The 21,538-nt window shown below is 49.1% G+C and carries 22 protein-coding genes; all 22 read left to right on the top strand.

The features are described 5' to 3' along the window. Positions 1-334: 334 nt before the first annotated feature. The 22 genes from dnaA to infB all read left to right on the top strand — a co-directional run bounded on the left by dnaA (position 335) and on the right by infB (position 21,533). Positions 335-1,783 carry a chromosomal replication initiator protein DnaA gene (dnaA, locus tag SFW65_01175; GenBank protein MDX1921728.1) on the top strand — a complete coding sequence of 483 codons (1,449 nt, stop codon included), beginning with the start codon at positions 335-337 and terminating at the stop codon, positions 1,781-1,783. Positions 1,784-1,815: 32 nt separating this feature from the next. After that, positions 1,816-2,223 carry an OsmC family protein gene (locus tag SFW65_01170; protein ID MDX1921727.1) on the top strand — a complete coding sequence of 136 codons (408 nt, stop codon included), beginning with the start codon at positions 1,816-1,818 and terminating at the stop codon, positions 2,221-2,223. 74 nt (positions 2,224-2,297) lie between these two features. Continuing rightward, positions 2,298-3,419, top strand: a complete 1,122-nt coding sequence (gene dnaN / locus SFW65_01165) for a DNA polymerase III subunit beta (protein ID MDX1921726.1) — start codon at positions 2,298-2,300, stop codon at positions 3,417-3,419. A gap of 5 nt (positions 3,420-3,424) precedes the next feature. Next, positions 3,425-4,558, top strand: coding sequence for a DNA replication/repair protein RecF (gene recF / locus SFW65_01160; GenBank protein ID MDX1921725.1), 1,134 nt, complete (start codon positions 3,425-3,427; stop codon positions 4,556-4,558). Between the two features lie 75 nt (positions 4,559-4,633). Beyond that, entirely contained in the window at positions 4,634-5,188 is a 555-nt protein-coding gene (locus SFW65_01155; protein MDX1921724.1) for a NifU family protein, read from the top strand. After that, a complete protein-coding gene (locus SFW65_01150) occupies positions 5,185-5,790 on the top strand; it encodes an NAD(P)H-dependent oxidoreductase (protein MDX1921723.1) in 606 nt (201 codons plus the stop codon). Before SFW65_01155 ends, SFW65_01150 begins: the two co-directional genes overlap by 4 nt. A 14-nt stretch (positions 5,791-5,804) precedes the next feature. Further along, positions 5,805-6,458, top strand: a complete 654-nt coding sequence (gene tsaB, locus SFW65_01145; protein MDX1921722.1) for a tRNA (adenosine(37)-N6)-threonylcarbamoyltransferase complex dimerization subunit type 1 TsaB — start codon at positions 5,805-5,807, stop codon at positions 6,456-6,458. Next, complete coding sequence (locus SFW65_01140) at positions 6,430-6,933, top strand: N-acetyltransferase (protein ID MDX1921721.1); 504 nt, start codon at positions 6,430-6,432, stop codon at positions 6,931-6,933. The genes tsaB and SFW65_01140 overlap by 29 nt, the downstream gene beginning before the upstream one ends. 68 nt (positions 6,934-7,001) lie before the next feature. After that, positions 7,002-7,418, top strand: coding sequence for a MucR family transcriptional regulator (locus SFW65_01135; protein ID MDX1921720.1), 417 nt, complete (start codon positions 7,002-7,004; stop codon positions 7,416-7,418). 78 nt (positions 7,419-7,496) lie between these two features. Further along, a complete protein-coding gene (locus SFW65_01130; GenBank protein MDX1921719.1) occupies positions 7,497-8,333 on the top strand; it encodes a GNAT family N-acyltransferase in 837 nt (278 codons plus the stop codon). Continuing rightward, a complete protein-coding gene (locus SFW65_01125; protein MDX1921718.1) occupies positions 8,333-9,142 on the top strand; it encodes a lysophospholipid acyltransferase family protein in 810 nt (269 codons plus the stop codon). Before SFW65_01130 ends, SFW65_01125 begins: the two co-directional genes overlap by 1 nt. 10 nt (positions 9,143-9,152) lie before the next feature. Beyond that, positions 9,153-10,523 (top strand): tRNA (N6-isopentenyl adenosine(37)-C2)-methylthiotransferase MiaB, encoded by a 1,371-nt coding sequence (gene miaB / locus SFW65_01120; GenBank protein MDX1921717.1) that lies wholly within the window; start codon positions 9,153-9,155, stop codon positions 10,521-10,523. After that, positions 10,523-11,035 carry an rRNA maturation RNase YbeY gene (ybeY, locus tag SFW65_01115; protein ID MDX1921716.1) on the top strand — a complete coding sequence of 171 codons (513 nt, stop codon included), beginning with the start codon at positions 10,523-10,525 and terminating at the stop codon, positions 11,033-11,035. Before miaB ends, ybeY begins: the two co-directional genes overlap by 1 nt. Before the next feature lie 2 nt (positions 11,036-11,037). Continuing rightward, positions 11,038-12,000, top strand: coding sequence for a hemolysin family protein (locus SFW65_01110; GenBank protein MDX1921715.1), 963 nt, complete (start codon positions 11,038-11,040; stop codon positions 11,998-12,000). A 1-nt stretch (position 12,001) separates the two neighbouring features. After that, entirely contained in the window at positions 12,002-13,513 is a 1,512-nt protein-coding gene (gene lnt, locus SFW65_01105; protein ID MDX1921714.1) for an apolipoprotein N-acyltransferase, read from the top strand. Between the two features lie 130 nt (positions 13,514-13,643). Then, positions 13,644-14,084, top strand: coding sequence for a helix-turn-helix transcriptional regulator (locus SFW65_01100; GenBank protein MDX1921713.1), 441 nt, complete (start codon positions 13,644-13,646; stop codon positions 14,082-14,084). 107 nt (positions 14,085-14,191) lie between these two features. After that, complete coding sequence (gene metK / locus SFW65_01095; protein ID MDX1921712.1) at positions 14,192-15,358, top strand: methionine adenosyltransferase; 1,167 nt, start codon at positions 14,192-14,194, stop codon at positions 15,356-15,358. Positions 15,359-15,360: 2 nt separating this feature from the next. Then, the gene (gene trmB / locus SFW65_01090; protein ID MDX1921711.1) at positions 15,361-16,059 is read left to right on the top strand and encodes a tRNA (guanosine(46)-N7)-methyltransferase TrmB; all 699 of its coding nucleotides are present in this window, start codon (positions 15,361-15,363) and stop codon (positions 16,057-16,059) included. A gap of 54 nt (positions 16,060-16,113) precedes the next feature. Continuing rightward, positions 16,114-16,494, top strand: a complete 381-nt coding sequence (locus tag SFW65_01085; protein MDX1921710.1) for a hypothetical protein — start codon at positions 16,114-16,116, stop codon at positions 16,492-16,494. Between the two features lie 234 nt (positions 16,495-16,728). Beyond that, a complete protein-coding gene (gene rimP / locus SFW65_01080) occupies positions 16,729-17,256 on the top strand; it encodes a ribosome maturation factor RimP (GenBank protein MDX1921709.1) in 528 nt (175 codons plus the stop codon). A 47-nt stretch (positions 17,257-17,303) separates the two neighbouring features. Beyond that, positions 17,304-18,803, top strand: a complete 1,500-nt coding sequence (gene nusA, locus SFW65_01075; protein MDX1921708.1) for a transcription termination factor NusA — start codon at positions 17,304-17,306, stop codon at positions 18,801-18,803. Positions 18,804-18,869: 66 nt separating this feature from the next. Continuing rightward, positions 18,870-21,533 (top strand): translation initiation factor IF-2, encoded by a 2,664-nt coding sequence (gene infB, locus SFW65_01070; protein ID MDX1921707.1) that lies wholly within the window; start codon positions 18,870-18,872, stop codon positions 21,531-21,533. Positions 21,534-21,538 lie beyond the last annotated feature (5 nt).

The raw sequence follows: 21,538 nt of genomic DNA, 5'->3' as shown, positions 1-21,538 counted from the left end.
TACCATTTGAAACCAACATTTAAAACGTATTACAATTTGTGCTTTTGGACCTTCACTTGAAGTGTTCCCCCTTGCCGGAAACTAAGGACAACGTTGGAAGCTCGCGTTTTAATTTTATGATGAGGTCACTATGATGCAACGTGTTCAGCATATTCTTTTGCCGCTCTCTTTAATCAAGACGGGGCATGCTGGACATAAAGATGCATCACCGTTTTCATCCTTTGTATCGTCGCGCGCTCCCTGCCATTAAATAAGACGTTAATATAATAACGCTCGCTTGCACCCAGTGTTGGGTCTAGTCTTTATGTTTGCTTTTGGTTGAAAGAAATAAAATATGTCGTCATCGTTTAAATCACCAAGCTCCGTTTCCGCTTCACCATCATGGGAGATGGTAAAGGGTAAAATCCGCGAGCAATTTGGTGAGACCATTTTCAAACGCTGGCTGGAACCCTTGTCCTGCAAGCATTGGGGCGCTGAAACCCATCTTACGCTGCCAACCCGCTTCATGAAGGATTGGGTCGATACCCATTATCTGGATAAGCTTAAGACCCTGTTTCAGGAAGTCGATGCTACGGTCAAAGAAATTCAAGTCACTGTAGAAAGCGCCCTCACCAATAACAGCACAACCTCCGCTGAAACTTCTCGCCCTGCCGCCAATGTCCTACCCCTGCGCAGCGAAGATAAAAATTCCCGCCCATCTTCTATTCAATCCTCAGGTCTTTCAAACACCGCTGGTGGATTTACTGGTGACCGCGACGATATTTCTTCCCCGCTTGACCCGCGCTTCACCTTCGAAAGCTTCGTTGTTGGCAAACCGAACGAACTCGCTTACGCCGCTGCGCGCCGCGTTGCTGAAGCCAATCAAGTCAGCTTCAACCCGCTTTTCCTGTATGGCGGCGTTGGTCTTGGTAAAACCCATTTGATGCACGCCATCGCTTGGCATATCCGCAAAAGCAATCCTGCCCGCCGCGTGATGTATTTATCGGCTGAAAAGTTCATGTATCAGTTCGTGCGCGCCCTGCGTTTCAAAGATACGATGGCGTTTAAAGAACAATTCCGCTCCATCGACGTGCTAATGATTGATGATATTCAATTCATCAGCGGCAAGGATTCAACACAGGAAGAATTCTTCCATACCTTTAATACATTGGTTGACCAAAACCGTCAGGTGATTGTGTCTGCCGATAAATCCCCGCATGATCTGGAAAAGATCGAAGAACGTCTTCGCTCACGCTTGGGTTGGGGTCTATGCGCTGATCTTCACCCCACCAGCTACGAATTGCGTTTGGGCATTTTGCATACCAAGGCCGAAGCCATGAAATGCCAGGTTCCAGAAAAAGTTCTGGAATTCTTGGGCCACCGCATCACCTCCAACGTCCGTGAACTCGAAGGTGCGCTTAACCGTATCATCGCCCATTCACAACTGATTGGCCGCCCTATCACCTTGGAAACCACCCAAGAACTGCTTCAGGATTTACTGCGTGCAACATCACGCCGCGTAACGATCGAAGAAATTCAAAAGAAGGTCGCAGAACACTACAATGTGAAGCTGGCAGATATGCACTCCCCCCGCCGTGCACGTGCTGTTGCCCGCCCACGCCAGGTTGCAATGTATTTGGCAAAGCAGCTGACTACCCGTTCATTGCCGGAAATTGGCCGTAAATTCGGCGGCCGTGACCACACAACGGTTATTCACGCAGTTCGCAAAATCGAAGAATTGCGCGGCGGCGATGCGACCTTGTCGGAAGACGTCGAATTGTTGAAACGCCTATTGCAACAATAAGCTGCAACAGCAAGCATTATCAGGGGCTTTAAATGGTCCAAATCAATATCGTCTATAAAAACCAGCTTCGCTGCGAAGCAACGCATGAACCATCGGGCACAACGCTCATCACCGATGCGCCTAAAGACAATCAGGGCATGGCGGCCAGCTTTTCGCCAACTGATTTGGTGGCAACTGCGCTCGGCACCTGCATCCTTACCACCATGGAAATTGTGGCACGGCGAATGGACATTGCGCTGGATGGTTCTACCGCCACGGTTGAAAAAGAAATGGCAACCCTGCCTTCCCGCAAAATCGGCAAGCTGACCGTGCACATCACCATTCCCGTCAAAGTCAGCGATGAGGCACGGCAGAAACTGGAGCATGCAGCCCATGCCTGCCCTGTGCATAAAAGCCTGCACCCTGATGTCCAAATGCCCATCACCTTTAACTGGGCATAAGCTCTTGCCAATCGGCTAAACTCTTGTTACGAAAGAGAAGTAATTCTCGCCTCTCCTCTTCTATTGGATCCCTCATGAAGGTTGTTCTGGAACGTAATGTTCTCCTTAAAACACTTGGTCACGTACAAAGTGTGGTAGAGCGGCGCAATACTATCCCCATTCTTGCCAATGTCCTTATCCGAGCAGACAAAGACGGTGTGTCGTTTGTTGCCACTGATATGGATTTGGAAATGACCGAAAAGGTCGCGGCGCAAGTTTCAAAACCCGGCTCCAAAACCGCACCCGCACACACCCTTTACGACATTGTGCGCAAACTTCCTGAAGGCGCGCAGGTGGAATTATCTGCAACCGATAGCGGCAATCAAATGTCGCTGTCATCGGGTCGCTCCAACTTCAAACTAGGCTGCTTGCCGGTTGATGATTTCCCGACCATGTCGGAAGGCGATTTACAACATCGCTTCACCCTATCATCTGCCGATTTCAAAACATTGATTGACCGTACACGCTTTGCGATGTCGGTCGAAGAAACGCGTTATTATTTAAACGGTATATACATCCATACCACCAAGACCAAAGGTGATTTGGCGGTGCTGCGCGCTGTTGCAACCGATGGTCATCGCTTGGCACGTCTGGAAATGCCTGCTCCGCGTGAAGCGGGCGCTATGTCTGGCGTTATTCTGCCGCGTAAAGCTGTTGCTGAAATCCGCAAACTACTGGATGAAACGACAGCGGACATTACCATCGCCCTTTCCGCCAGCAAGGCACGTGTCAGCTTTGATAATGTGGTGATGACCTCCAAGCTGATTGACGGAACCTTCCCTGATTACGAGCGCGTTATTCCAACAGGTAATGACAAGGTTCTGGAAGTTCCTGCCAAAGTATTAGCCAATGCGGTTGACCGCGTTGCGACCATTTCATCTGAAAAATCCCGCGCGATCAAAATCGCCCTCTCGAAAAACCTTCTCACCCTTTCTGCAAGCAGTCCCGAAGCTGGCAGCGCGGTTGAAGAACTGGAAGTTTCCTATAAGGGTGAAGCAATTGAAATCGGGTTCAATGCCCGCTATCTGCTCGACATCCTTTCACAAATTGAAGGCGAAGGGGCGCGGTTCAGCATGGCCGATGCAGCATCTCCTACCATCGTTCAAGATGTGTCGGATGCCAGCGCACTTTATGTGCTGATGCCGATGCGTGTTTAAGGCGAATGACGGCGCAGGCAATCCACCGCCTCCATCTCGAAGCTTTTCGTAATTACGATACTCTCAATCTTGAATTGAACGTGGCGCCCGTCATTCTGGTTGGCGAAAATGGCGCGGGCAAAACAAATATTCTGGAAGCAATTAGTTTATTAAGCCCAGGCCGGGGCCTGCGCCGTGCGGCCATTGCCGAACTTCACAACACCCATATGCCGGATGGCAAACCATGGTCCGCTTTTTTTGAACTAAACGGCAAACAAGGCAACGTAAATATCGGCATGGGGCGCGATCCGGAAAGCACCCCTGAAAAAGAACGAAGACTCTTACGGATTGATGGCAAAACAGCAAAAAGTCAGACCGCGCTTGCCGACCACGCGAATGTTGTTTGGCTGACACCGGAAATGGACAGACTACTCGCCGAAAGCGCGGGTGAACGTCGCCGTTTTGCCGACCGTCTTGTTTTTGCGTTAGACCCCGCACACTCGACACGTATCAATAAATACGAGGAAGCGATGCGTTCACGCGCAAGGCTGCTGCGCGATAACGTGACGGAGGATGCATGGCTAAATGCATTGGAAACCAGCATGGCACAAGATGGCATTGCAATTGCCGCCGCGCGAAATGATTGGGTACAACATATTTGTCATCATTTGAATGATGACCCCCATCCCTTCCCGCGCGTTTCTGTTACTGTTAACGGTTTTCTTGAAAAATATCTGGAAAGCCATGATGCTTTGGACGCCGAAGCACTTTTCAAAACCATGTTGAAGCAAAACCGTGAAATGGATGCTGCAAGCGGTATCACCACGACCGGAACGCACCGTTCCGACTTGGAAGTGCATCATGTGACCAAAAACATGCCCGCGCATTTGTGTTCAACGGGTGAACAAAAAGCATTATTGATTAGTCTGGTGCTAGCTCAGGCACGTTTACTTTCAGCTATTCATCAATCCATACCGCTAATCTTGCTTGATGATATTACCGCGCATCTTGATGAAATGCGCAGGGATGCCTTGGCCCGGCAGCTTCTCTCTCTTGGCAGTCAGGCATGGCTTACCGGCACGGATGATAGTTTTTTCAGTGCTTTCAAGCAAAACGCACAGTTTTTTAGTATTGAGTGCGGTCACATAAAGAATAAGTAAAAAGCCCATCAAAGCCGCTTGACGCCTGATGCAGTTAGCACCACTTTACTGGCAGAGTTCATCGATGGAGAAACCATGTTCATTCAAACCGAACAAACACCTAACCCCGCAACTTTGAAATTTTTGCCTAGCCAAACTGTACTGGCATCCGGCGTTGCTGACTTCACCAGCGCGGATAAAGCGGCAGCATCCCCGCTAGCCAAGGGATTATTTGCAGTAGAAGGTGTTGCAGGCGTTTTTTTAGGTTCCGACTTCATTACCATCACTAAAAAGGCGGATAAAGACTGGTCCATCATGAAACCCCATGTGCTTGCCGCCATTATGGATTTCTTTTTATCCGGCCTTCCTACGATGAACAGTGATGCGCCTCCGGCTGCCGTAACACCCACTGAAAATGACAGCGACGTTATCAAGCAGATCCGCGAATTAATCGAAACACGCGTGCGCCCTGCGGTCGCCCAAGATGGCGGCGATATTACCTTCAATCGCTTTGAAGAAGGTATTGTGTATCTGAATTTGCAGGGCTCCTGCGCAGGCTGCCCTTCATCTACCGCCACGCTGAAGTCAGGTATTGAGAATATGCTTAAACACTATATCCCTGAAGTAAAGGAAGTGAGACAAGTCGCATGAGCCATATTCTTATCGTCTGCGGATCACACCGCCCAAAATCCCAATCCCGTAAAGTTTCCGATTACATTGCTGGAGCAATTGCAAAATTGGATGCATCCGTTACCACCGATGTTCTAGACCTTTTTGAAAACCCTTTGCCCATGTGGGATGGCGATGGTGGATATGTGCCAGGTAAAGCCGCAGCATGGCAACCCTTCTCACCGCGCGTACAAAAAGCAGATGGTTTTGTGATCGTATCGCCTGAATGGGCTGGCATGGTGCCCCCCGGTTTAAAGAACTTCATGCTGCATGGTAGTCCCAAGGATATGGGCCACAAACCTGCAATGATTGTTGCTGTCTCGGCTGGGCGTGGCGGTTCGTATCCCAATAATGAACTCCGCACCAGCGGGTATAAGAATACGCGAATTGTGTACACACCCGATCATGTTCTGGTGCAAACAGTGAATGATGTACTAAATGGCCCAACAGAAGCTGATAAAAACGATGGCTATATTCGCCGCCGCATTGATTTCAGCCTAAAAACATTGCTGACTTATACCGACGCGTTTAAAACCATCCGCGCTGCGGGTCTTGATAATCCGGAATTTCCGAATGGCCAATAATTTCTCAAAACGCAATGAACATTCTGGCCATTGATACAGGCGGCGATTGCTGCGCAGTCACCTTGCGAATTGATGGCAAGCTTGCATCTGAAAACATAATTCAAACGCAACGTGACCAAGCCAAAATTCTTGCTCCGCTCACTCAAGAACTACTGAAAGAAAACAATCTTAACGTAAATGATATTGACCGGTTTGGCATCGCAATTGGCCCCGGCAGCTTTACGGGCCTACGCGTTGGGCTTGCCTTTATTCGCGGGCTTGCGCTGGGGAGTGGAAAACAGGCTTATGGCTTTGATCATTTCAAGGTTATTGCACGTGCCTTAAACCAACAACCAGCGCCCGTTCTGATTATCCGCGAGTCCAAGCGTGAAGATTTGTTCTGCGCATGGTTGAAAAACGGAAAGCTAAGCGATTATTTTTTAAGCACCGCGCAAAATTTGGTAAACAGCCTTCCGAGCGATGTATCATATGCGATAACTGGAAATGGCGCGGCGGCGCTTGTGCAATTAAAAGCCGAATTAAAAGCCAATATGGTTGATTTGTCGGATAGCGATTTCATGAAAAACCTTTGCGAGCTTGTTGAACAAGAGACTGGCAATGCTGATATGCCGCCGCAACCTCTTTATCTGCGTGATGCTGATGTCAACATCCCCAAGCATATCGTTTGAAGTTAGCGAACTCAGTGCAGCTGACAGCGCATGGATGGCACACGTCCATGCCCAAAGCTTTGATGCACCACAACGCTGGAGCGCCAGCGCCATTAAAGGGCTGCTGGATCAGCCGCTTACCAAAGCCTTTGGCATAAGTATTAATCAGGCGCCCGTTGGCTTTATCATCGCACGAAATGTAGCCGGCGAAGGCGAAATCCTAACCCTTGCCGTACTGCCTGATGCGCGCCGCAACGGCGTTGCATCACAGCTATTGAACACATTCATCACACAGCAAATGCCGCAGAATATTTTTTTGGAAGTGATGGTGACCAACCAAGCCGCAATTGATTTTTATCTATCGCATGGGTTTGAAATTGTTTCAAAACGAATTGGCTATTATCAGATGCCAATAGGCCATGCGCAAAAAGCAATTGATGGTTTTGTGATGAACAAAAAGTTGCCCACATCTCAACACATTCATAAATCACCTTAATTTTTTTGTGATTGCTTTTGAAAAAAATTGCGCTATTAATCTGCGCCTCACTTTTTTCAAATAGTCTCATGATTAATCAAAAGCCCGATTTAGCACGCCTTGTTGCCGATGTTGTTGCATCCTATGTTTCCAACAACAAAGTTGAGATGAGCGAATTGCCAAATTTGGTGCAGCAGGTTTATCACAGCTTCTTGCGGCTTGATGGCGTGACCAGCAGCACACTCAGTTCGGTTGACAGACCAGAACCGGCTGTTGCGATTAAGAAGTCGGTCACGCCTGAATACATTATTTGTCTGGAAGATGGCAAAAAGCTAAAGATGCTGAAACGGCATTTGCAAACATCCTATAACATGACACCGGAACAGTACCGTGAACGCTGGAACCTGCCTTCCGATTATCCCATGACCGCGCCTAGCTACGCCAAAGAACGCAGCAAACTTGCCAAAGATATTGGCCTTGGCACGAAAAGCAAAGGCACATCCTGACCCTATGCCCGAATAAAGCCGTGATTTGCTTCTAAAACGCATTTCACTTATGATGTGCGGCTGAAATAGGATTAAGCAATGAACTCTGATGAACAATCTGTACTTGGCCCGCATGGGCTTCGCCTTGGAAGGCTCGAGGTGCGCATCGCCCAAGACAGCAAGGAAGTACTAGCTGCGCAGCAACTGCGCTATAAGGTATTCTACGAGGAAATGGGCGCTAAAGCGACGCCAGAAATGGCAGCAGGCAAAGTGGATTTCGACAGCCTTGATAAATTCTGTGACCATTTGATCGTGATTGATCACGGCACGGGCGATTTGCCTCCTAACGTCATTGGAACCTACCGTTTGGTGCGCCGGGGCGCAGCGCAGCGCCATGGTGGTTTTTACTCCAGCAGCGAATATGATATCTCCCGTCTCATCGCCTATCCCGGTGAAATTCTGGAAGTCGGTCGCTCCTGCGTTGCCTTTGAGTTCCGTAACCGCCCCACCATGCAATTGCTGTGGCGTGGTATTGCCGATTACATCGCATCCTACGGCATTGATATTTTGTTTGGCTGTGCAAGCTTGCCAGGCACAGACCCGAAAGCACTCGCAGTTCCCCTCACCTATCTTTATTACTACCATCTTGCTGCGCCATATTTGCGCACCACCGCATTGCCACACCGTTATGTGGATATGCGCTTGATGGACCCCAGCGACGTTGATCCTGAAAAAGGTCTCGCGCAAATGGCGCCATTAAACCTGCTACCACCGCTGTTAAAGGGTTATCTGCGCCTTGGTGGCTTTGTTGGCGATGGCGCCGTGGTTGACGAACAATTTAATACGACCGATGTGTGCGTGATTGTGAAAACTGATTTGATTGCACAAAAATATTCACGCCATTACGAACTTAAAAACCGCGATCCTATTATTTAATGCAAGAAGTATTGCTCTCTTTTCTTGGTGTATTTCGCATCGTGGCCTTTTTAACGTGGGTTGCGATATGTGTGCCTATTCAGGTTACAGTGAAGTTTTTTAAACTACGCATTCAAAATATTTTACCTACCTATTTCCATAAAGTACTCACGAAATATATTTTGGGCATGAGGATTGAAACCCAAGGTACCATGTCAACAACAGTACCGACATTATTTTTGTGCAATCACATGTCGTACCTAGACACCATCAGCATCGCCAGCGTGATACCAACCTATTTTGTGGCAAAGGCCGAAGTGGCCGATTGGCCTTTATTTGGCTATCTAACACGGCTACAAGGCACTCTATTTATTGATCGCCGCAATAAAAAAGGCACGGCCGAGCAAGGCGCTGCGATGATTGATGTCATGCGCCAGCAACGCAATATTGTGTTATTCCCTGAAGGTACATCCACCAATGGCAGTGAAGTAAAATTTTTCAAAAGCGGTCTGATGCAATCTGTCCTCGATATGAATGATGTTGATGTGATGATCCAACCTGTATCGATTGCATGTTATGGCAAGAATGGAATTCAAAACCGTTATGCATGGTATGGTGATATGACGTTGATGCCGCATTTATGGACCGTGTTCAAAACCAGCGGACTACGCGTAGGCATTACTTTCCATGAACCATTCCTTGCCAGCCGTTTTAAGGACCGCAAGGAACTGGGCGAATATGCCCGCAAACAGGTTGAAAATGGGCCATACGGCATTTTTAACGATGAAGGCGTAAAAACCACCCTTCCGCTGTCAAAAGCAGTCGGCTAAACCATTGTCCATGACAGAAGCCGCTTTAACATCAATCAAAAAAGACAAGAAACTCCATATCATGACATGGGGCTGTCAAATGAATGTCTATGACAGTACCAAAATGGCTGACCTCCTCAGCCCGCTTGGATTTAGCCTAAGCGATGATGCGCAAGGCGCTGATTTAGTCATTCTAAATACCTGCCATATCCGTGAAAAAGCATCGGAAAAAATATTCTCCGAACTTGGGCGCTTACACAAACAGCAAAAAGAAGCGGCTGATACCAGCCCGAAGATGATTGCCGTGGCAGGATGCGTTGCGCAAGCTGAAGGCGAGCAAATTCTGGCGCGCGCACCTTATGTCGATATGGTGTTTGGACCGCAAACCTATCACCGTTTGCCGGAAATGGTGGCCAAAGCCATACGCGGTAAAGGGGGGCAAATCGGCGGCGGCGTGATTGATACCGATTTTCCGGCTGAATCAAAATTTGACCACCTTCCTATGGAAACAACCGGGCAAGGCCCATCGGCATTTTTATCGGTGCAGGAAGGCTGCGATAAATTCTGCACCTTCTGTGTTGTGCCCTACACCCGCGGCGCGGAATATTCACGTCCTGTATCCGCTATCCTTGCCGAAGCACAACGCCTGATTGACAGCGGCGCAAAAGAAATTTCGCTGCTTGGCCAAAATGTAAATGCATATCACGGCGCAGCAGAAAACGGTGACACTTGGGGCTTGGGGCGATTGATTGAAGCCGTTGCAAAGTTAAATATTCAGCGTATCCGTTATACGACATCCCATCCCAAGGATATGGATGAAGCCCTCATCGCGGCGCACCGTGACATTCCGCAATTGATGCCATTCATGCACCTGCCAGTGCAAAGCGGTAGCAATATCATGCTGGAAGCGATGAACCGCAAGCATACCCGCGACGATTACATGCGTATTATTGAAAAAACGCGCGCAGCAAATCCCGATATCGCTTTCTCATCCGATTTTATTGTGGGCTTCCCCAACGAAAGCGATAAAGATTTTGAAGCAACACTGCAACTCATCCGCGATGTAAATTTCGCGCAGGCTTATTCATTCAAGTATAGCGAGCGGCCCGGCACACCCGCCGCAAAGATGGCTGGCCAAATTCCGGAAGATATAAAAACTGCGCGATTGGCCGTATTACAGGAATTGCTGTTCGCACAGCAACGCAGCTTTAATGAACGATTTATCGGCAAAACCGTTCCCGTCCTGTTTGACCGGCATGGCAAGCTGGATGGGCAATTATTGGGCCGCACCCCGCACATGCAATCACTCTATGTGCAGAATGGAAAAGGCATGTTTGGTCAAACCGTGAATGTAAAGGTTGAAAAAGTGACTACCAATAGCCTTGAAAGGGTTATCGTTTAATGCTTGTGCTTACGTTGAATGCAAAGGCCGCCGACCAAAGATTATTGCCTCCTGCCCAGCTCAAAAAAATTACTGCGCAATTATCTAAACACCTGGGATTCGATAAAAAATCCTTCGAAGCGGCATTGGCGTTTGTGCCTGCGAAAACCATTCAATCTTTGAACCATGATTTCAGAGGCAAGAAAAAGCCAACCAATGTGCTTTCCTTCCCGCAATTCACACCCGCAGAGTTAAAAAAATTAAAACCATCTGCAAAACAAACGATTTATTTGGGCGATATCATTTTATGCAAAACAGTTATCGTTAGCGAAGCGTTAAAGCTAAAAAAGCCACTAAATCATCATCTTATTCATCTAGTTGTGCATGGCGTCCTGCATCTGTTAGGATATGACCACATGAACAATACCGAAAGCCTTCGCATGGAAACACTTGAAAAAGTTATTCTGGCTGGCCTTGGTATTGACGACCCTTACGTGATTGATGAGCCAAAAAGAGAGCGCAAGAAGAAATAAATATGATTGATGGTAATTCGCCTAATTCTTCCCCTTCTCCAACCCCTCAAACACCGCCCGACGCCGACGAAACACAGCCGTCTTGGCTAGGCAACGCATTTGAGAGCATTCGCTCCTTCATTTCCAAAAAGCGTGAAGAAGTAGCGATTATTGAAGCCGTCGAAGAAATTATGGAGGAACCGGAAGGCGCTCCGGGTTCCAATACCGGCGAAAAAGAACTGCTTACCAATTTGCTGAATGCACGCGATCGCCGGGTTTCTGATATTATGATACCGCGCGCCGATATTTTCGCGGCTGACGAAACAACCCCGCTAAAAAAACTGGCGGCGGTCATGGCCAAAAGCGGGCATAGCCGCGTGCCTGTTTTTCGTAAAACGCTGGATGATGTCATCGGATTTGTACACATCAAGGATGTAACTGCAGGTCTTGTTGATGAAAAACCGGTTTTGATTCCTGATATTTTGCGCAAACTGCTATTCGTTCCGCCTTCCATGCCGGTAACGCGCCTTTTGTTGCAAATGCGACAAAAACGCCAGCATATGGCATTAGTTGTTGATGAATTCGGCGGAATTGATGGCCTTGTCACGATTGAAGATGTGGTTGAAGAAATTGTTGGCGATATTGACGATGAACATGATGATCCCGCCAACGTCATTCAATTGCAACGCAGGGCAGATGGCAGCATCGTGGTTGATGCACGCATGCCCGTTGATGCATTTGAAGAACAAATTGGTAATATATTGAAAGAAGATGAACGTCAGGCGATTGATACGCTAGGCGGTCTGGTCTTCACGCTTGCTGGCCGCGTGCCATTGAAAGGTGAAACCCTTCGCCATGCATCAGGTATTTCGTTTGAAGTGCTCGATGCAGATACGCGGCGCATCAAACGTCTTCGTGTGCACAATCTGCCCAAAAACGAAAACGTGTTAGATAACGCTACTGCACCACTAAAGGCAAGCGTGTAGCGTGCCAACTTTTTTTAATATCGATACGTTCTATCAGTTTGTAACTAAGCTCACGCAGCTTCGCCCTCTTCATAAAAATAGTTTATGCGTTGCGCTTGGCACCCTAAGCGCCTTCGCGCTGCCGCCCCTTTCATGGCCGATCCTGTTTTTTGTTGGATTTGGCGGCTTTGTAACGCTGCTTATTTCTACCACTAGCCTGAAACAATGTTTTATCGCTGCCTGGTGCTGGGCGGTCGGATTTCATCTTGCGGGGCTTTACTGGATTTCAGCATCACTCTTCATCGACATTACACGCTATCTATGGGTTCTGCCATTTTCTCTGCTGGCGCTTCCCGCCTATCTTGGCTTGATTTTTGGTGCCGCATGTTGCGCGGTTTATCGGCTGCGCACCAAACCGGTTATTCACCTCATCGCACTGTGCGTTGTCCTCGCGCTATGCGAACATAATCGCGGCTGGCTTTGGGGCGGTTTTCCATGGAATTTATTCGGCTATATCTGGGCAGATACATTGCCGATTATTCAAAGCGCAAGTCTGTTTGGAATTAAAGGTCTTACCTTGCTCACGCTTTTGGCGGCGGCGTCATTCAGTTTCGTTTTCAAGCCACTTGATAAACCGGCCATCATCACGCTAACCGCTATCGGCATGGTATTTTCAGGCCTAGCTCTATGGGGCGTGCAACGTCTTGAAACCAACCAAACCATCTATCATGACAAGGTCATGTTGCGGCTTGTTCAGCCTGCGATTGAACAAAGCGAACGCAAAACCCATGATCAGCGCGTTGCTGCGCTTGCTAAAATCATCCGCATGTCGGCGCAGCCTGCCGAGAAGCCTATTACTCATATTATATGGCCAGAAACTGCATCGCCGTTTTTCTTGAATGAAGATGCAGCAGCGCGGCTTGAGCTTAAACCCGTGGTACCAAAGGGCGGTGCGATTTTAACAGGCAGCGCGTCACGTGTGATTGAAAACGGGCAGCGCAAATATTTCAATTCACTGGTTGTCATGAATGATAAAGGAAGCATTATCGGCAGCTATGATAAATCACACCTTGTTCCCTTCGGGGAGTTCGTTCCTTTACGCAACATTCTGCAAACCGTTCCAGTAGCTGTCGATGTAATTGGCAGCGGGGATTTCACGCCGGGTACAGGCGCCAAAACATTACGCGCGCCAGGTCTGCCACCCTTTAGTACAATGATTTGTTATGAAGCGATTTTCAGCGGACAATTGGTTGATGAGAATGACAGGCCTCAACTATTGCTACAAGTAACCAACGACGCATGGTTTGGCAATACTTCTGGCCCATACCAGCATCTTGCCATGGCACGGGTGCGTGCAATTGAAGAAGGCATTCCGCTTATCCGTGTTGCCAATTCCGGCGTTAGCGCCGTGGTTGACCCGCTGGGGCGCATCATCACATCACTCGATTTGAATAAAAGTGGTATTATCGATAGCGCATTACCCAAAGCTTTGGAAACCGCACCATATTTCACAAAACTTCAGCACTTCTTTTAAACATCTTTCGCGAAAATAATTTAAACCTTGCTAATTCGTTGCAATTACGGTTGCATACGAATATATGTTTTGTGTATCTCACAATTGCATACAATCGTAACCAAGTTTTTTTAAAACAGGTTTTAGTTTTATGGCTTCGCCGCTGCGCCAAGATCAGCATAATGATATTCACCCAACCGATTTGCATGTAGGCAATCGGTTGCGTATGCGCCGTCTAAGCCTGAATTTGACACAGGAAAAATTGGCCAGCCTTGTCGGCCTTACCTTCCAGCAGGTACAAAAATATGAACATGGCGCTAACCGTATCAGCGCGAGCCGGTTACATGAAATCGCGCAGGCACTAAAAGTTCCTGTGAATTATTTTTTTGAACAATTAGACATCGAACAGCCATCCGTTCCCGGCATGGGAGAATCTGGTCAAGATGCGATTGATGGGTTGGATGACGCCGCAAAAATCGACATGGCAAGCCGTGAAACGGCCGATTTGGTGCGCTCTTATTACCGTATCGAGGACCCCAAGAAACGCAAAAAAATCCTCGATTTGATCCGCGCCATGTCGGATGAAGCATAAGCTCCGCGCCATTACATTCTTTCCCTTGCGCTTTTAGCTGGGTTTTCTAATATCAGCGCCCTGCTACCTTTTTTCTACCTTCCCTTCCTTTTGAGCATTCAACGCAAATGAAAAACTATCTCTTTACCAGTGAATCTGTTTCCGAAGGCCACCCCGATAAGGTGTGCGACCGCATTTCCGATACCATCGTTGATTTGCTACTTAAGGCAGACCCTTATTCACGCATCGCCGTTGAAACATTGGCGACCACCAACCATGTAACCTTGGCGGGCGAAGTTCGCGGGCCAGAAAGTGTTACGCCACTTGATATGCAAACCGTCGCACGCGAAGCCATCCGCGACATTGGTTACGCACAACGTGGCTTCCACTGGCAATGGGTGAATATCGATGTGCTGGTTCATGCCCAATCCGAAGACATCGCCGTAGGCGTTGACGCAAAAGACAATAAAGATGAAGGCGCAGGCGACCAAGGCATCATGTTCGGTTATGCGTGCAATGAAACACCGGAGCTCATGCCTGCGCCGATTATGTATGCACATAATATTCTGCGCGGCCTTTCCGATGCCCGTCATTCCGGTAAATTACCGCAGCTTGGTCCTGATGCAAAAAGCCAAGTAACATTGGAATATGTTGATGGTAAACCGGTGCGTGCACACTCCATCGTGGTATCCCACCAGCACAGTGAAAAGGTAGATACCGATACGGTTCGCCAGCTCGTCCGCCCTTATGTTGAAAAAGTGCTGCCCGAAGGCTGGATGTGTGATGACAAGAATTTCTACGTCAATCCAACTGGTCGCTTCGTGATTGGCGGCCCGGATGGTGATACAGGTTTAACAGGCCGTAAAATTATCGTTGATACCTATGGCGGCGCAGCGCCCCATGGCGGCGGTGCATTCTCCGGTAAGGATCCCACCAAGGTGGATCGTTCCGCTGCTTATGTTGCACGTTATCTGGCAAAGAATGTGGTTGCTGCGGGATTAGCTGATAAATGCACCATTCAAATTGCTTACGCGATTGGCGTATCCCACCCGATTGCGGTTTACATCAATACGCATGGCACAGGTAAGGCGGATGAAGCACAAATTTCCAAAGTATTACAGGAAATCGTACCGCTCACCCCGCGCCGTATCCGCGAATACTTAAACCTCAACCGTCCGATTTATGCAAAGACTGCTGCCTATGGCCACTTTGGCCGCACCCCAGGCGAAGATGGTTCATTCAGCTGGGAAAAGACCGACATCGCAGCAGATTTGAAGCGTGCCTTCAAACTTTAAGAATGCCGCCCTTCTTCGAAAAGGCTAGTTATATATTACACGGGCGGCGCAAAGGCCGCCCGCTTCGCACGGGCAAGACAGCATTGATGCAAACGCTGTTGCCACGGATCGAGATTAATCTGGAACAACAACCAAATCCTGCTGACTATTTTGCTGGCAAAGACATCTGGCTCGAAGTTGGCTTTGGCGGCGGTGAACATCTGGCATGGCAAGCAAAAGAGAACCCGCATATCGGTATGATCGGCTGCGAACCTTATGTGAATGCGGTCGCCAGTCTTTTAAAACACATCGATGAAGGCAAAATTGAAAACATTCGTGTCTGGGATGATGACGCGCGCATCATCATCGACGCACTACCTGAACATTCCATTTCACGCGTTTTTGTTTTATTCCCTGATCCTTGGCCAAAAAACCGTCATGCCAATCGCCGTTTCATCGGCCCGGAAAACCTTCCCAAGCTTGCGCGCATCATGAAATCCGGCGCGCAATTGCGCGTGGCAAGTGATGATCCAACGCTGCAGGAATATATGCTGGAACATATGCGCGCTACGGCTGATTTTATGCCTGCACCTGATACCGAAAACGGCATGCGCAAAACACGGCTGAATGACTGGCCCGCCACGCGCTATGAAATTAAGGAACTCGCCAAAAAACGCCCCAACTGGAAGGGCCCGGAATACTACGTTTTTATTCGCAAATAGGCTGAAACTAAAAACCTGAATCCGCTCCTCAAAAAAACCTGATACGGTTTTGGCATGAGTGAACAAGCCATAAAAAGCAGTGATTATAACGACGGTCTTGCGGTGCATATCGCGGCGCTGAATTTATGCGAACGCAAAGACCAGATTATCATTGATGTGCCTGGCGGCGATTATTCAAAAGCAACAGGCCGTAATGAAGCATCCCAAAAATTTCTGGCATTTTTTGATAACCCCGCAACGCGCGGCCTTCTTATCCAGGCAACACTGGCCAATGCCACGAATGAACATGGCGCAAAGGGCATCAACCTGACCACCGATCCTGAAACGGGTGATTTAACGTGGACTGTCTATTCGAAATATAATACCAACCGCACGCCCTATTATCCGCTGCGCATGGCTGCCCGTACACAGCCAGAGGTTCCGCAGGTTGCATAAGAAAAATAAAAAATATTTCTGGTGATGGCCGCATTTTGCGGAATCAGCAAAAAAACAGCCAAAAATGATGAAATACCCAGTAGTTCAAGGGGTTAAACTGCACATCCCCTCTTGCAAATGGCATAAGTGCCTGATATTGTCGCTTCAACATATAAATACCCGTCATAGAAATGATGAGGTGGGCTTCAAAAGAGCCCGCCTTTTTTATTGCCTAAACGGTTTTTGAGAAACGACATGGCTGTAACGGATAAAATTGCAGAGCTTATTACACCCACCCTAGAATCCATGGGGTATGAGTTGGTGCGCGTGCATATCTCCGGCGGCAAGGCTAATCAAACGCTGCAAATCATGGCCGAACGTCAAGATGGCGCGACCATAACCGTGGATGATTGCGAAACCATCAGCCACACTGTTTCTGCGCAATTGGATGTGGCAGATCCTATTTCATCGGCTTACAGCCTTGAAGTTAGCTCCCCCGGGATTGACCGCCCATTAACCCGCCTCAAGGATTTCCAGCGTTTTGCTGGATTTGAAGCAAAGGTTCAGCTGGCCGCACCACGCGATGGCCGCCGTAATTTCCGTGGGATTGTACTTGGCGTTGAAGGCAAAGATGTCGCCATCGAAATCATGCCTGAGAAAAAAGGCGAAGCGCCAGCTAAGGTAACCCTGCCTTTTGATACCATCGATCAAGCCAAACTGGTGATGAATGATGCGTTGATGAAAGCAGCACTAAAGAACAGCGAACAACGAGAAACCGTTTAGAAACAAAATTTTAGATTAGTTAGTTGAAGTAACGAAAGAGGATAACGATGACCGAGATTTTGCAAGTAGCCGATGCCGTAGCACGTGAAAAAAGCATCGACCGCGATGAAGTATTGGCAGCAATGGAACAGGCCATTCAAAAGGCTGGCCGCTCCAAATACGGCGCCGAACATGATATCCGCGCCAGCATCGACCGCAAAACAGGTGAAATCCAGCTGATGCGCTATTTGCAGGTTGCCGAAGCGATCGAGAACGAATTTACCCAGATTTTGGTCGATGCAGCCCGCAAGATTAAGCAAGACGTCAAGGTTGGCGATTACCTCGTTGATACCCTTCCCCCGATTGATTTTGGACGTATCGCCGCGCAGACCGCAAAGCAGGTTATCGTGCAAAAGGTTCGTGACGCAGAACGCGCACGTCAATTCCGCGAATACCGTGACCGTATCGGTGAAGTGGTAAACGGTATCGTGAAGCGTGTTGAATTCGGCAATGTGACCGTTGACCTTGGCCGCGCGGAAGCGGTTGTTCGCCGCGATGAATTACTGCCACGCGAACATCTCAAGAATGGTGACCGTGTACGCGCATACATCTACGACGTGCGCGAAGAAACACGCGGCCCGCAAATTTTCTTGTCACGTACGCATCCATTGTTCATGGCAAAACTATTTACTGCTGAAGTTCCAGAAATCTATGACGGCGTGATTGAAATTAAGTCTGTAGCCCGTGACCCCGGCAGCCGTGCAAAGATTGCCGTGATTTCAAACGATAATTCCATTGACCCTGTGGGTGCATGCGTTGGTATGCGCGGCAGCCGTGTTCAAGCCGTTGTTGCTGAACTGGGCGGCGAAAAGATCGACATCATCCCCTGGTCACCTGAACCCGCTACCTTTGTGGTGAACTCATTGGCACCTGCCGAAGTTTCCAAAGTTGTGCTCGATGAAGAAAACCAACGCATCGAAGTTGTGGTACCCGATGAACAATTGTCACAAGCCATTGGCCGCCGTGGTCAAAACGTGCGTTTGGCATCCATGCTCACCGGTTGGGCAATTGATATCCTGACCGAAAAAGAAGAATCCGAACGCCGTCAGGAAGAATTGCGTGTTCGCTCCACCCTCTTCATCGAAGCACTCGATGTGGATGATGTGATTGCGCATTTGCTGGTTGCCGAAGGCTACACGAAAGTGGAACACATCGCCGAAGCACCCGATGGCGAACTCGCCAGCATCGAAGGCTTTGATGCCGATGTTGCCGCTGAATTGCAAAGCCGCGCCAAGAACTGGCTAACCGAAAAGGCGGAACAAATGAATGCACGCATCAAAGAACTGGGTATTGATGAAAGCCTGCTGTCTTTAAACGGCCTGACCCTTGAAATGAAGGTCAAGCTGGGCGAAGGCGGCGTTAAAACCCGCGATGACTTGGCAGATTTGGCTAGCGATGAACTTCGTGAACTGGTTGGCGAAACCAACCTGAACGAACGTCAAGCGAATGACATCATTATGGCTGCGCGCGCACACTGGTTTGATGAAAACGGTGAAGTGAAGAAGTAATCGCACAGCACAACCCGCAAACGATGTTTAACGCCATGTAACCTAACCGAAAGCAAAAAACAGAAAATGAGCAACGAAGCCAAAGACGAAAAACCTAAAGAAGGAAAGAAGCTCAGCCTTGGCGGCAAGCTTCAACTCAAGGGTACCGCTGCTCCTGTTGAACCGGCTGCGGTTGTAGGTACTGTTAAACAGAGTTTCACGCATGGTCGCAGCAAAACCGTTGCTGTAGAAATCAAGCGCAAGCGTGACCCGGCTCCTGGCGAAACGAAGCCAGCGCAAACATCTACTGCGCCAACCACCACATCCACCACGTCAAATGGCCAGACACTGGTGGGGCTAAGCGAACAAGGGCGTTCACGCAGCGCGGTTATCCGTACCCTCACCAATGAAGAACGCGCGGCCCGCGTTCAAGCCCTTCGCGGCGCAATTGATGATGAGAAACAGCGCGAAGAAGAAATGCGCAATGCGCCGCCAACTGCCCAAACCGGCCCGCGCCCAGGCGATATTGTTACCCGCGAAAAATCATCCGGTATGTCGGCTGATACGCTTCGTGCCCGCGAACTGGAAGAACTGCGTCAAATTCAGGAATTTGAAAAGCAGCAGGCCAAAGATATTGAAGCCAAGCGCATCGAAGAAGAAAGCAAGCGCAAGAAAGAAGAACCTCAACGCGCTCAAATCCTGCCAAAAGGCATGAAACGCACATCGGATGATGATGAAGATGATGCGCCACGCGCCAATAAACGCCGCACAGCTGGCAAGGTAGCTGCGCCCGCTGCCGCACCAACCAAACGTGACACGAATACAGGTAAAGGCCGCAACAGCGGTAAAGTTATGCTTTCGCAAATCCAGCTTTCGGGGGCAGATGGCGAAGTTGAAGTGATGCAGCGTACGCGCTCACTCGCATCCGCACGCCGTGCACGCGAAAAGCAAATGCGTCAGATGATGAGCAAGGAACAAGTCAAAATTGTTCGCGACATTGTTATCCCTGAATTTATCACCGTTCAGGAACTTGCCAACCGCATGGCCGAACGCGCGGGCGATGTAATCAAATCATTGATGAAGCTTGGGGTGATGGCAACCATTACCCAGACGATTGATGCTGATACCGCGGAACTCGTGGCATCGGAATTCGGTCACCGCTACACCCGTGTTGCCGAAGCTGACGTTGAAATCGGCCTTGATCAGCAAACAGCAGAAAAAGCTGAAGATTTGCTGCCGCGCGCCCCTGTCGTGACCATTATGGGCCACGTTGACCACGGTAAAACCTCGTTGCTCGATGCAATCCGTAAAACCAATGTGGTTGCACGTGAAAGCGGCGGTATTACCCAGCACATTGGTGCGTATCAGGTCGAAATTCCAAAGGGTAAAATCACCTTCATCGATACACCGGGCCACGCCGCCTTTACCGAAATGCGTGCACGCGGTGCAAACGTAACTGACATCGTTATTCTGGTTGTTGCTGCCAATGACGGCGTAATGCCGCAAACCGTGGAAGCGATTACGCATGCCAAGGCTGCGAATGTTCCTATCATCGTTGCCATCAACAAGGCAGATTTGCCAACCGCAGATGCCAACCGCGTTCGCCAGGGCCTTTTGCAATATGACGTACAGGTTGAAGAAATGGGCGGCGAAACGCTGTCTGTGGAAGTATCCGCTAAGACGGGCAAAAACCTTGATAAGCTTCTTGAAACCGTTCTCCTCCAAGCTGAAGTATTGGATTTGAAGGCAAACCCCAACCGCACCTGCAAAGGCGTGGTGATTGAAGCGCAGATGGATAAGGGCCGCGGCGCGGTTGCAACCATTCTTGTGCAACAGGGCACTTTGCGCACCGGTGATATTGTTGTATCAGGCATTGAACAAGGCCGCGTTCGCGCAATTGTGAATGACCATGGCAAGAACCTTGATGAAGCGATGCCAGCGCAGCCGGTTGAAGTATTGGGTCTTGGCGGTGTGCCATTAGCCGGCGATGACTTTGTGGTAGTTGCAAGCGAAGCGCGCGCACGTGAAATCACCGATTTCCGTAAACGCCGCAAACTGGCTTCCAAACAAGTGGCCAGCGCGACCAAGTCTTCCTTGGAAGAAATGTTCACCAACATCCGTGAAGGTGTGGCAAAGGAAGTTCCAGTGCTTATCAAAGGTGACGTGCAGGGCTCGGTTGAAGCTATTCGCGGCGCGCTGGATAAACTTGCCGGCGACAGCACCGAAGTGAAGGTGAAGGTTCTTGATGCGACAGTAGGTGCAATCTCAGAATCCGATGTGATTTTGGCGAAAGCATCTAATGCGCTTATCATTGGCTTTAACGTGCGCGCAAACCCGCAAGCCCGTGATTTGGCCAAACGTGATGCGGTTGATATCCGTTACTATTCCATCATCTATAACATCTTGGATGACGTGAAGGGCATGCTCTCCGGCCTCCTCGCCCCTGATCTGCGCGAGAAGTTCCTTGGCTATGCTTCCATCCTTCAAGTCTTCAACATCACCAAAGCCGGTAAGGTTGCAGGCTGTAAGGTTACCGAAGGTATCGTTAAGCGCGGCGCGAAGGTTCGCTTGCTGCGTGACAGCGTGGTTATCCATGAAGGTATGCTCAAGACCCTTAAGCGCATGAAGGACGAAGTCAAGGAAGTGCGCGAAGGCTATGAATGCGGTATGGCCTTTGAAAACTACGATAACATTCAAGAAGGTGATCAGATTGAATGCTTCGAAGTTGAAGAAGTGGCACGCCAACTCTAGTTCAT

The organism is Alphaproteobacteria bacterium, from assembly GCA_033762625.1.
Taxonomy (GTDB): domain Bacteria; phylum Pseudomonadota; class Alphaproteobacteria; order UBA9219; family RGZA01; genus RGZA01.
This window is presented reverse-complemented; position numbering and strand designations above follow the sequence as displayed.

Bases quoted from the DNA above. Each gene is read 5' to 3' on its own strand.
- dnaA (MDX1921728.1), top strand. From the start codon at position 335: ATGTCGTCATCGTTTAAATCACCAAGCTCCGTTTCCGCTTCACCATCA.
- SFW65_01170 (MDX1921727.1), top strand. From the start codon at position 1,816: ATGGTCCAAATCAATATCGTCTATAAAAACCAGCTTCGCTGCGAAGCA.
- dnaN (MDX1921726.1), top strand. From the start codon at position 2,298: ATGAAGGTTGTTCTGGAACGTAATGTTCTCCTTAAAACACTTGGTCAC.
- recF (MDX1921725.1), top strand. From the start codon at position 3,425: ATGACGGCGCAGGCAATCCACCGCCTCCATCTCGAAGCTTTTCGTAAT.
- SFW65_01155 (MDX1921724.1), top strand. From the start codon at position 4,634: ATGTTCATTCAAACCGAACAAACACCTAACCCCGCAACTTTGAAATTT.
- SFW65_01150 (MDX1921723.1), top strand. From the start codon at position 5,185: ATGAGCCATATTCTTATCGTCTGCGGATCACACCGCCCAAAATCCCAA.
- tsaB (MDX1921722.1), top strand. From the start codon at position 5,805: ATGAACATTCTGGCCATTGATACAGGCGGCGATTGCTGCGCAGTCACC.
- SFW65_01140 (MDX1921721.1), top strand. From the start codon at position 6,430: ATGTCAACATCCCCAAGCATATCGTTTGAAGTTAGCGAACTCAGTGCA.
- SFW65_01135 (MDX1921720.1), top strand. From the start codon at position 7,002: ATGATTAATCAAAAGCCCGATTTAGCACGCCTTGTTGCCGATGTTGTT.
- SFW65_01130 (MDX1921719.1), top strand. From the start codon at position 7,497: ATGAACTCTGATGAACAATCTGTACTTGGCCCGCATGGGCTTCGCCTT.
- SFW65_01125 (MDX1921718.1), top strand. From the start codon at position 8,333: ATGCAAGAAGTATTGCTCTCTTTTCTTGGTGTATTTCGCATCGTGGCC.
- miaB (MDX1921717.1), top strand. From the start codon at position 9,153: ATGACAGAAGCCGCTTTAACATCAATCAAAAAAGACAAGAAACTCCAT.
- ybeY (MDX1921716.1), top strand. From the start codon at position 10,523: ATGCTTGTGCTTACGTTGAATGCAAAGGCCGCCGACCAAAGATTATTG.
- SFW65_01110 (MDX1921715.1), top strand. From the start codon at position 11,038: ATGATTGATGGTAATTCGCCTAATTCTTCCCCTTCTCCAACCCCTCAA.
- SFW65_01100 (MDX1921713.1), top strand. From the start codon at position 13,644: ATGGCTTCGCCGCTGCGCCAAGATCAGCATAATGATATTCACCCAACC.
- metK (MDX1921712.1), top strand. From the start codon at position 14,192: ATGAAAAACTATCTCTTTACCAGTGAATCTGTTTCCGAAGGCCACCCC.
- trmB (MDX1921711.1), top strand. From the start codon at position 15,361: ATGCCGCCCTTCTTCGAAAAGGCTAGTTATATATTACACGGGCGGCGC.
- SFW65_01085 (MDX1921710.1), top strand. From the start codon at position 16,114: ATGAGTGAACAAGCCATAAAAAGCAGTGATTATAACGACGGTCTTGCG.
- rimP (MDX1921709.1), top strand. From the start codon at position 16,729: ATGGCTGTAACGGATAAAATTGCAGAGCTTATTACACCCACCCTAGAA.
- nusA (MDX1921708.1), top strand. From the start codon at position 17,304: ATGACCGAGATTTTGCAAGTAGCCGATGCCGTAGCACGTGAAAAAAGC.
- infB (MDX1921707.1), top strand. From the start codon at position 18,870: ATGAGCAACGAAGCCAAAGACGAAAAACCTAAAGAAGGAAAGAAGCTC.